The organism is Stakelama portus, assembly GCF_003171655.1.
In the GTDB taxonomy this organism is placed as follows: domain Bacteria; phylum Pseudomonadota; class Alphaproteobacteria; order Sphingomonadales; family Sphingomonadaceae; genus Sphingomonas; species Sphingomonas portus.
This window is the reverse complement of the sequence record NZ_QFZL01000004.1, coordinates 306,502-316,499: the sequence shown is the minus strand read 5'-3', so window position 1 is coordinate 316,499 and position 9,998 is coordinate 306,502. Positions and strand designations below refer to the sequence as shown.

Annotated in this window: 9 protein-coding genes; 6 read left to right on the top strand and 3 right to left on the bottom strand. The window is 63.5% G+C overall.

Annotated features, from left to right (window positions below):
* Together glyS and DKB74_RS12995 are read right to left on the bottom strand one after the other, a co-directional pair.
* A complete protein-coding gene (gene glyS / locus DKB74_RS13000) occupies positions 1 to 2,391 on the bottom strand; it encodes a glycine--tRNA ligase subunit beta (protein WP_239987509.1) in 2,391 nt (796 codons plus the stop codon).
* Positions 2,388 to 3,275, bottom strand: coding sequence for a glycine--tRNA ligase subunit alpha (locus DKB74_RS12995; protein ID WP_109808581.1), 888 nt, complete (start codon positions 3,273 to 3,275; stop codon positions 2,388 to 2,390). The genes glyS and DKB74_RS12995 overlap by 4 nt, the downstream gene beginning before the upstream one ends.
* Positions 3,276 to 3,436: 161 nt before the next feature.
* On the opposite strand from DKB74_RS12995, the gene DKB74_RS12990 reads away from it, so the two are divergent.
* From DKB74_RS12990 to pth, 4 genes are all read left to right on the top strand, one after another.
* Positions 3,437 to 4,486: a TraB/GumN family protein gene (locus DKB74_RS12990; protein ID WP_161956868.1), complete on the top strand. Its 1,050-nt coding sequence runs from the start codon at positions 3,437 to 3,439 to the stop codon at positions 4,484 to 4,486.
* Complete coding sequence (locus tag DKB74_RS12985; protein WP_239987508.1) at positions 4,483 to 5,379, top strand: TraB/GumN family protein; 897 nt, start codon at positions 4,483 to 4,485, stop codon at positions 5,377 to 5,379. Before DKB74_RS12990 ends, DKB74_RS12985 begins: the two co-directional genes overlap by 4 nt.
* Before the next feature lie 119 nt (positions 5,380 to 5,498).
* Positions 5,499 to 6,146 (top strand): 50S ribosomal protein L25/general stress protein Ctc, encoded by a 648-nt coding sequence (locus DKB74_RS12980; protein WP_109808579.1) that lies wholly within the window; start codon positions 5,499 to 5,501, stop codon positions 6,144 to 6,146.
* 86 nt (positions 6,147 to 6,232) lie between these two features.
* Positions 6,233 to 6,802 carry an aminoacyl-tRNA hydrolase gene (gene pth / locus DKB74_RS12975; RefSeq protein WP_109808578.1) on the top strand — a complete coding sequence of 190 codons (570 nt, stop codon included), beginning with the start codon at positions 6,233 to 6,235 and terminating at the stop codon, positions 6,800 to 6,802.
* 6 nt (positions 6,803 to 6,808) lie between these two features.
* On the opposite strand, the gene DKB74_RS12970 is transcribed toward pth, so the two are convergent.
* The gene (locus tag DKB74_RS12970) at positions 6,809 to 7,441 is read right to left on the bottom strand and encodes a hypothetical protein (protein ID WP_145960996.1); all 633 of its coding nucleotides are present in this window, start codon (positions 7,439 to 7,441) and stop codon (positions 6,809 to 6,811) included.
* A gap of 239 nt (positions 7,442 to 7,680) precedes the next feature.
* Here DKB74_RS12970 and ychF point away from each other — a divergent pair, with 239 nt between their 5' ends.
* Both ychF and DKB74_RS12960 read left to right on the top strand, forming a co-directional pair.
* Positions 7,681 to 8,781 carry a redox-regulated ATPase YchF gene (ychF, locus tag DKB74_RS12965; protein ID WP_109808576.1) on the top strand — a complete coding sequence of 367 codons (1,101 nt, stop codon included), beginning with the start codon at positions 7,681 to 7,683 and terminating at the stop codon, positions 8,779 to 8,781.
* 122 nt (positions 8,782 to 8,903) lie between these two features.
* Entirely contained in the window at positions 8,904 to 9,998 is a 1,095-nt protein-coding gene (locus DKB74_RS12960) for a CmpA/NrtA family ABC transporter substrate-binding protein (RefSeq protein WP_109808575.1), read from the top strand.

Sequence of the window (9,998 nt, the reverse complement as noted above, 5' to 3'; positions counted from 1 at the left end):
TTAGCCTTCGATCCGCGAAAAGTCCGCAACGCGATGCACTGCGTCGCGCATCCGCGCCAGCAGATCGAGCCGCGCGGCGCGCTTGGTCTGGTCGGCATCGTTGACCGTCACCGATTCGAAAAACGCATCGATCGGCGCGCGCAGCGACGCAAGCGCCGCCATCGCGCCTTCGAAATCCTCGTCCGCGACGGCCTGTTCGGCACGCGGTTCCGCTTCATCCAGCGCGGCGATCAGCGCGGCTTCGGCGGGTTCAGGATCGGAATTGGTGCCGCCCGGCGTCCATTCTTCCTTCTTCAGGATATTGGCCGCGCGCTTGTATCCTGCGAGCAGATTGGCGCCTTCGTCGGTTTCGACAAACACCTGCAACGCCTTCACCCGCGCGAGCAGCCGGACGAGATCGTCCTCGCCGCCCAGCGCGAACACTGCGTCGATCAGGTCGTGGCGGACACCCGCCTCGCGCTGCTGGACCTTGAGACGGTCGGCGAAGAAGTCGAGGATTTGTTGAAGTGCGTTCGTGAAGCTCTGTTCATCTTGATCGAATCGGACCGAGATTCTTGGTTGTTCACGCAAGGAGCGTCGATAAAGCTCCTTCGCAACGGCTTCTAAGGTAACCGATTCCATCCCTAATGATTCGGCGATCCGAATGAGCTTCTCTTGGAAGCTGAGTTGATCTCGAATATTTAAGAGAGAGTCGATGGATCGATCTATGTCGAACTCTACACTCTCCAGATAGAAATATAGTGCTGCAATCACCGCGTCTTTCAATGAGAAACGCACGTCGTTCTCAATGGTTAACCTGATGAAGCCAATTGCAGATCGTCGCAACGCGTAGGGGTCTTTCGACCCTGAAGGCATCATGCCTGCACCGATGAAACCGACGATAGTATCCAGCTTGTCCGCCAGCGCCACCGCCACGCTCACTGGCGCGGTGGGAACATCGTCGCCCTGCCCGGCCGGCTTGTAGTGATCGCGGATCGCTTCGGCGACTTCGATCGGCAGCCCTTCGGCCTTGGCGAGTTCATAGCCGATAATGCCCTGCACTTCGGGGAATTCGCCGACCGTCTGCGTCACCAGATCGGCCTTGCAAAGTTCGCCGGCCTGCTGCGCCATATCGGCGAGTTCTTCGCGAGACACGGCCCCGGAACCGTTCGTGTCGAGCCCCTCGACCTTGCTCGGGGCAGGCTCCGTCGAGAAACCCTGCGCACCGCCTGCGGCACGTCCCTCGACTTCGCTCGGGACGAACGGCGTGTTGGCGGCCCCGACGATCCCCTCTTCGACCAGCCAGCGGGCGAGTTTGCCGATGCGCTGTGCCTTGTCGGCGACGGTGCCGAGCTTTTCGTGGAAGACGATGCGGTCGAGCTTCTTCGCCTGATCGGCGAGCTTAACCTTGAGGTCCTGTTCCCAGAAGAAGATCGCGTCGGAAAGCCGCGCTTCGGCAACCTTGCGATTGCCCGCCACGATCCGTTCGCCGCCGTCCGCCGCGTCGATATTCGCAACGCAGACGAAGTTCGGTGCCATATTGCCATCGGCATCGCGCACCGAGAAATATTTCTGGTTCACCTTGAGCGTGAGTTCCAGAATCTCGCGCGGCGCGGCGAGCAGGCGCGAATCGAAGCTGCCGAGCAGCGGCACCGGAAATTCGGTCAGTCCGGCATTTTCGGCGAGCAGCCCGGCATCCTCGACCAGTTCGAGATTGGCCTGTTTCGCCGCCATTTTCGCGCCGAGCGCAATCGTCGCGGCGCGCTCGTCCTGATTGACGATGACATGGCAGGCGCGCAGCTTTTCCACATAATCGGCGGCCGACCCGATCGTGATTTCACCCGGATGGTGGAAACGGTGGCCAAGCGTAGCGGCGCCCGACGTCACTCCGGCAACTTCGAACGGCACCACGTCTTCGCCCAGCAGCGCGACGATGCCGTGCAGCGGACGCACCCAGCGCAGGCTTTCGGTCGAGAACGACGCATCGCCCCAGCGCATCGATTTGGGCCAGGGAAAGGCGCGGATCACCGCCGGAATTGCTTCGGCGAGCACATCGGCAGTCGCGCGGCCCGGCTTGTCGATCACCGCGAACCAGGTGTTGCGCCCCTTTACGTCGCGCAGCGTCAATTGGTCGCGGGAGAGGCCAGCCTTGCGGCAAAAGCCGTCGAGCGCGGCATCGGGCGCACCTTCGGGCGGGCCCTTCAACTCTTCGGAAACCGCCTCGGTCGCTTGCGGAAGATCCCGCAGGATCAGCGCCAGCCGCCGCGGCGTCGCATAGGTATCGGCCTCGCCGCCCTTCAGCCCGGCCTTTTCCAGCTCGGCACCCAGCAACCGCGCCAGATCCTCACGCGCCTTGGTCTGCATCCGCGCAGGAATTTCCTCGCATCGGATTTCAAGAAGGAAATCGCTCACAGCGTCCACCCCGGAAATCTGGCTTCCCATTCGGGCGTCTTCATTTCGATGAACTTCTGGCAACTGCCCTTCGCCAGGTCGCGGACGCGGCCGATATAGGCCTGGCGCTCGGCGACCGAGATCACGCCGCGCGCTTGCAGCAGGTTGAACACATGGCTTGCCTCGATCGCCTGTTCATAGGCGGCGATGGGCACATCATTGGCGAGGCAGTTTTCGCATTCCGCCGTTGCCTTTTTGAACAGGTCGAACAGCGCGTCGGTATCCGCCACTTCGAAATTCCATTTCGACATCTGGCGTTCGTTTTCGAGGAAGACGTCGCCATAGGTGACGGCGGGGACATTGCTGCCCGGCGCGACGTCGTTGAAGGCGAGGTCGTACACGCTGTCCTTGTTCTGGATATACATGGCCAGCCGTTCGAGCCCGTAGGTCAGTTCGCCCGCCACCGGCTTGCAATCGAACCCGCCCATTTGCTGGAAATAGGTGAACTGAGTGACTTCCATCCCGTCGCACCAGACTTCCCAGCCCAGCCCCCAGGCGCCGAGCGTCGGCGATTCCCAGTCATCCTCGACAAAGCGGATGTCGTGCCGGGTGAAATCGATGCCGATCGCGGCGAGGCTGCCCAGATACAGCTCCTGCAGATCGGCAGGGCTGGGCTTCAATATCACCTGATACTGGTAATAATGCTGAAGCCGGTTCGGGTTTTCGCCATAGCGCCCGTCGGTGGGACGGCGGCACGGCTGGACAAAGGCCGCATTCCACGGCTCGGGGCCCAGCGCCTTCAGCGTCGTGGCGGTGTGAAAGGTGCCCGCCCCCATGCGCATGTCATAGGGTTGCAGGATCACGCATCCCCGCTCGCTCCAATAGTCATGGAGCGTCAGGATCATGCGCTGGAAGCTCAGGGGACTGGTTTCGGACAAGATTGTGGCTTCGCAACTACGGAGGGTCGAAAATCGCCCCGCTTTGGCGCAGGCGGCATGGGGGGTCAATGCCAGCGTCGTTGACAGCATGCGAAGGCTGGGGCCCATTATGCGCGATGCGGGGAATCATGCCATCCGCCATCGGTCGCGCGATGGCCCTGTTCGCGGCGGCGGCGCTGACGCTTCTGACGCTGCAGTCTCCGGCCGCAGCGCAATCGGCATCGCTGCGCATCCCCTATCTCGGCTATCCCGCCGATCAGCAGCTTGCGCTCAACGGCAAGCCGGTGGTTTCGCCCGAAGACGCCGCGATCGACCGCGTGATCCGGACGCAGATCATCCGCGTCCGCAAGGGCCAGAAATATGAGCCGCATCCCGCGATCTGGAAGATATCGGACGCCGACACGACCATCTATCTGTTCGGAACGATCCACAGCCTTCCCTATGGGTTTCGCTGGCGCAATCCGGGGCTGGATGCAGTGATCGCGCGCGCCGACCTGCTGCTGCTCGAATCGCTTTCGGACGATAATGAGCAAGTCAGCTTCGTTGCCGGCGTCCCCGGCGGCGAGGCCGGCCTGATACCGCTGGCCGACCGGGTATCGCGCCGCTATCGCCCGCAAATGATCGCGCTGCAGCAGGCATTGCCCGAAGATCTGGTCGCACAGCTCGATGCGATGCCGACCTGGCTCGCGGCGATCACCATCGGATCGATTCGCGACATGCAGGCGGGCGAGATCGAAACCGCGGGGGCGGATGACTGGCTCGAACGGCATTTCCTGGCGGTGGGGCGCCCCGTAGAGGCAATCGAGGACAATCAGCAGGTCGTGATCAACCTGAACGGCATTTCCGAAAAGGCGCAGCGCCAGATGCTCGAAGCCGCACTCATTTCCCAACCGAGCGAGGCCGCCGCGATCGACCGCCCCGCCCATGCCTGGGCTCAGGGCGAAGTGGGGCCGGATTCGCCGCTGATCATCCATCCGCGCGATCTGGACCCATCCGCGGCAATGGCCGCGCCGTTGCTCAACGATCGCAATGCGGCGTGGACCGACGATCTGATCCGCCGCCTCGACGAACATCCGGGCGTCATTTTGTTCGCAGCGGGCGCCGGCCATTTCGTAGGACATGGATCGGTGATCGAGCGACTTGAAGCGCGCGGCATTCGCGTCGAACGCGTACAATGAACGGCATGTTCTTTTTCCGCCGCGCCCTGATCGCGCTGCTGCTGCTCGCATCGGCGTGCCGCCCCGCGCCCGCGCCATCGACCCAGGATGCCGATCCGGCGCTGTGGGTCGTGCGCGACGCGGACACGACCATCTATCTGTTCGGCACGATCCATGTGCTCAAGCCGGGGCTTTCCTGGTTCGACGAAGCGGTGCGCACGGCATTCGATTCGAGCGACACGCTGGTCCTCGAAACCGTCATTCCCGATCCCGCGACGATGCAGGCGCTGGTCCGCGAGCTCGGCACCGATCCTTCGGCGCCGCCGCTGCGCCAGCGCATCCCGCCGGACATGGCCAGGCAGCTGGAAACCACGCTGGCCGAGGAAAAGATGCCCGCGAACCGCTTCGACTCGATGGATCCCTGGCTCGCCGCGACGACGCTGGCGACGCTGGAAGTATCGCGGCTGGGCTATGCCCGCGAACAGGGCGCTGAGGAAACGCTCCGCGCCGCCGCGCAGGCCGAAGGGAAACGGGTCGCCGGGCTGGAAACGCCACGCCAGCAACTTGGCTATTTCGACAGCCTGTCGCCCGAAGCGCAACAGGCGCTGCTGGCCGCGACGCTGAACGAACGCGGCGATGCAGGAACCATGCTCGGCCGGATCGTCGATGCCTGGAGCAAGGGCGATGCGGGCGCGCTGGGCGGGCTGGTCAATGCCGATGTATCGCAATCGCCCGAACTCTCCCGCACGCTGCTGGTCGACCGCAATGCGCGCTGGGCACAGTGGATCGCCGCGCGGATGCAGCGCCCCGGAACCGTGTTCGTCGCGGTCGGCGCGGGGCATCTGGCGGGCAAAGACAGCGTGCAGGCAATGCTGGCGCGTCAGGGCATCACGGTGCAGCGCGTTGCCTATTGACGCGACTTGCCCTTTACCCGCCGCTGCCCTATAGGCGCGCGCTTGCCGTGGCAGGGTCATCCCTGGAGGCCTGTCCGGTGGAAATGAACTGCAATTTTAGCGCATTCGGAGACTAGCATATGAGCGATCAGCTTACGCTGTCGGCCGAGACGCGCGACCGGGCTGGCAAGGGAGCCTCCCGGGCGCTTCGTCGAGAAGGCCGCGTACCCGCCGTCATTTACGGCAACAAGGAAGACCCCGTCAGCATCCACGTCGAAGAAAAGGCGTTGATGAAGCTGCTGATGACGGGTCACTTCATGAATTCGGTCATCATGGTCGAAGGCATCGGCAAAAAGGCCGTCCGCACCCTGCCCAAGGATGTTGCGTTCGACGCCGTTTCCGATCGCCCGGTCCATGTCGATTTCCTGCGCATCTCCGAACATGCCAAGGTCACCGTGAACATTCCGGTGGTCTTCGTCGATGAAGAAGCCTCGCCGGGTCTGAAGCGCGGCGGCGTGCTGAACATGGTCCGCCACGAGCTGGAACTGGCCGTGGATGCCGCGAACATCCCCGATCAGGTCGAAATCTCGCTCAAGGGCCGCGACGTGGGCGATTCGATCCACATTTCGCATGTGACGCTGCCCAAGGGCGCCGAATCGGTCATCACCGATCGCGACTTCACCATCGCCACCATCGTTGCTCCGTCGGCGCTCAAGTCGAGCGAAGGCGACACGTCCGTTTCGGAAGAAGCGGAAGGCGCGGCAGCAGCCGAGGGCGAAGGCGAATAATTCGCTTCGCATTGCTGATATGGCTATCGCCCCTGCGGAACGCTCCGCGGGGGCGATTTGCTTTTGGGCTTTGGGAGTAACTGGCGATGCAGCTCTGGGTCGGGCTCGGCAACCCCGGACCGCAATATGCGATGCACCGGCACAATGTCGGCTTCATGGCGCTCGACGCGATTGCCGAGGTTCATGGATTTTCGCCCGCCAAGAAACAGTTTCAGGGCTGGGTGCAGGAAGGCCGCATCGGCAGCGACAAGCTGCTGCTGCTCAAGCCGGCGACTTTCATGAACGAAAGCGGTCGCGCGGTGCGCGCGGCGCTCGATTTCTACAAGCTCGCGCCCGGCGACGTCACTGTCTTCCATGACGAACTCGATCTGGCGCCGTTCAAGGTAAAGGTGAAAACCGGCGGCGGCACCGCCGGGCATAACGGGCTGCGATCGACCGACAAGCATATCGGCCCCGATTTCCGCCGCGTGCGGATCGGCATCGGCCATCCCGGGCACAAGGACCGCGTCACCGGCTATGTCCTCGGCAACTACGCCAAGGCCGAGATCGAGGATCTTTCAGACATGCTCGGCGCCATCGCCGCCGAAGCGCCCTGGCTGGCGGCGGGGGACGATGCCCGCTTCATGAGCGACATCGCCCTGCGCCTGTCGCGCTGACGCCGCTTACCCGTTGATATAGCCGGCCGGCGTGGAATAGCCGTCGCAGGTCTGACGCATCCACGCATAGGCGCGGCGCCCGGCATTGCCGTCAAACTGAATATGCGCAGGCGGATAGCCGCGGAAATTCTGGGGCAGTTCGACGGTGATGTCGCCCGACGCCATCGCCATCTGGAACATATCGATCGACGAGATGCTGCCCCCGGCCAGTCGTGCGAACACCAGTCCGCCGCGATGTCCCATCAGCTTGAAGGCGATCCGACGCGTGCCCATGCGCCCGCGAAAGACGACATTGGCTTCGACATCATCGGGTCGCGCTTCCGCGCTTTGAAACTGCGGCCATGTGCGCGGCGGCGCAAAGACGAATCCGGTATAGTAGTTGGCATAGCCCTGGCCGAAGATATCCTGCGATCCACCGATCGCCCAATTGACGAAGCGGATGCTGGAATTTTCGACACCGCATTGGGCTGCGCCGCGCGCGCCATGCGGCGACCATCCGGCCGGTAGCTGCGATGCGGGAAGCGGCGGCAGGCCATAGCCGCCGCCGGTCATACATCCGCCCAGAGCGGTCATCGCCGCCACCATCGTCATCCTGCCCGCGCACTTGCGCAGGCCCCATCCCATCCGATTCGCAGTCATCGATCGCCCTCCATTGGCGGGCCCATCGGCGCCCGACATCGGCAAGCTGCGCCCGGCAGTCGGGGGACGCCATCGAAATGCGGTTTCTAACCGAAGTTGTAACGGCTTGCGCCCGGATTCCTGATCTGGAGCAAGCCGACGGGCCCACGCATTGCGCGATGCGGCGCGCCGGACTGGCATTTCGACTCGCAAGCGCCTATCGGGGCGCCTTTCCATTTCCTGTTGGAACGACAAGCATCATGGGTTTTCGCTGTGGCATCGTCGGCCTGCCGAACGTCGGCAAGTCGACGCTCTTCAACGCTCTTACCGAAACCGCCGCGGCGCAGGCGGCGAACTATCCCTTCTGCACGATCGAGCCCAATGTCGGGAACGTCGCGGTTCCCGATCCGCGGCTCGACAAGCTGGCCGAAGTCGCGGGCTCGGCAAAGAAGATCGAAACCCAGCTGGCATTTGTCGACATCGCCGGCCTGGTCCGCGGCGCGAGCAAGGGCGAAGGGCTGGGCAACCAGTTCCTGGGCAATATCCGCGAAGTCGATGCGATCGTTCATGTCCTGCGCTGTTTCGAAAATGACGACATCCAGCATGTCGACAATCATGTCGATCCGATCGCCGACGCTGAAACGGTCGAGACCGAACTGATGCTCGCCGATCTGGAGAGCCTGGAAAAGCGCGTCCCCAATCTGGTCAAGAAGGCGCAGCAGGGGGACAAGGAAGCCAAGATTCAGGCTGCGGTGCTGGGCAAGTCGCTGGACCTGCTGCGCGAAGGCAAGCCCGCGCGACTCACCGAAATCGCCGACCATGAAGAAGCACGTGCGTTCGAACAGGCGCAGCTGCTGACCGGCAAGCCGGTCCTCTATGTCTGCAACGTCAACGAGGAAGACGCGGCGAACGGCAATGCGTATTCGGCGAAGGTATTCGCCAGGGCCAAGGCCGAAGGCGCGCAGGCTGTCGTGGTTTCCGCCGCGATCGAAGCCGAGATCGCGACGATGCCGCCGGAAGAGCGCGGCGAATTCCTGTCCGAACTGGGGCTGGAAGAAACCGGCCTCGCGCGCGTCATTCGCGCCGGATACACGCTGCTCAACCTGCTGACCTTCTTCACCGTCGGTCCCAAGGAAGCCCGCGCCTGGACCGTCGAGGCGGGTAGCAAGGCACCGCAGGCCGCCGGCGAGATCCACAGCGATTTCGAACGCGGCTTCATCCGCGCCGAAACCATCGCCTTTGACGATTATATCGCATTGGGCGGCGAAGCGGGCGCGCGCGACGCCGGCAAGTTGCGTCAGGAAGGCAAGGAATATGTCGTCCATGACGGCGACGTGATGTTGTTCAAATTCAACGTCTGATACCAAATCCCTGGCCCGCACGGCCAATTCCAGGTCGGGACTGGTGTTTCCGGAAAGACAAGCTAGCGTAATAGCGCATTGTTTTTCTTGCCCGGTCCGGTCGACAGGGAGCATGTGCGGGTATGGATTCAGTCTCTATTGCCTTTGTCCCTCTGAACGACGCCGCGCCGCTGATCGTGGCGCGCGAAAAGGGGTTCGCGGCCGAACAGGGACTCGAACTCGAACTGATTCGCGAAACCAGCTGGAGCCGAGTCGCGGCGATGATCGCGACCGGCCGCGTCGACGCCGCCCATATGCTTGCCCCGCTCGCGATGGCGATCATGCTGGGCAAGGCGGGCGCCAGACAGAATCTGGCGGCACCGATCCTCCTCAATGCCAATGGCAACTCGCTCGTGGTGTCGCCCGCGCTGGCGGCGGGGCTGATCCGCGATCCCGCCGCGCGGCTTGCCGATCCGCTGGCGACTGCGGACGATCTGGGCCGGGCGATCCGCGAGAGCAAGGCGCCGGTGACATTGGGCATCGTGCATGAATTTTCCTGCCACGCGCTGTTGATGCGGTATTTTCTCGCCGCCGGCGGCATCGACCCCGACCGGGATGTCTCGCTGATCGAAGTCGATCCGTCGCAAACCACAAGCGCCATGGAAACCGGCGAGATCGACGGTTTCCTTGCCGGCGAGCCATGGGGCACGGCGGCGATCCTGGCCGGGCTGGCCGAACTGGCGGCGCCGACCGCATCGATGTGGCATCGCGGCGTCGAAAAGCTGCTGGCGGTGCGTACCGATTGGCTGGACCGCGACTGCGATCGCACCGACCGGCTGGTCCGCGCGATCGACCATGCCGCCGCCTGGTGCGACGATTCGGCCAATCACAAGGAACTGGCCCATATCCTCGAACGCCCCGATCATGTTGGCCAGCCCGCCGAATTCCTGATCACCGCATTGTCGGGACGACTCGTGCCGCGCCGGGGCGCCGATCCGGTATCGATCGGCGACTATGTGCTGTTCCATCGCGACGGCATCAGCGCCCCGCTGCCCCGGCACGCCAACTGGATCTACGCACAGATGGTTCGATGGAACATGGTTGCGGATTCGCCCGAAAGCCATGAAGTGGCGAAGGGGCTGTTTCGACCCGACATCTATATGCGCGCGACCGGCTATCGCGACTCTCCCGACCTTTGCGCCGCCGACGGGCTGTTCGACCAAATGTCCGGCGCCTGA

Bases quoted from the DNA above. Each gene is read 5' to 3' on its own strand.
- ychF (WP_109808576.1), top strand. From the start codon at position 7,681: ATGGGTTTTCGCTGTGGCATCGTCGGCCTGCCGAACGTCGGCAAGTCG.
- DKB74_RS12970 (WP_145960996.1), bottom strand. From the start codon at position 7,441: ATGACTGCGAATCGGATGGGATGGGGCCTGCGCAAGTGCGCGGGCAGG.
- DKB74_RS12990 (WP_161956868.1), top strand. From the start codon at position 3,437: ATGCCATCCGCCATCGGTCGCGCGATGGCCCTGTTCGCGGCGGCGGCG.
- DKB74_RS12995 (WP_109808581.1), bottom strand. From the start codon at position 3,275: ATGATCCTGACGCTCCATGACTATTGGAGCGAGCGGGGATGCGTGATC.
- DKB74_RS12960 (WP_109808575.1), top strand. From the start codon at position 8,904: ATGGATTCAGTCTCTATTGCCTTTGTCCCTCTGAACGACGCCGCGCCG.
- DKB74_RS12985 (WP_239987508.1), top strand. From the start codon at position 4,483: ATGAACGGCATGTTCTTTTTCCGCCGCGCCCTGATCGCGCTGCTGCTG.
- pth (WP_109808578.1), top strand. From the start codon at position 6,233: ATGCAGCTCTGGGTCGGGCTCGGCAACCCCGGACCGCAATATGCGATG.
- DKB74_RS12980 (WP_109808579.1), top strand. From the start codon at position 5,499: ATGAGCGATCAGCTTACGCTGTCGGCCGAGACGCGCGACCGGGCTGGC.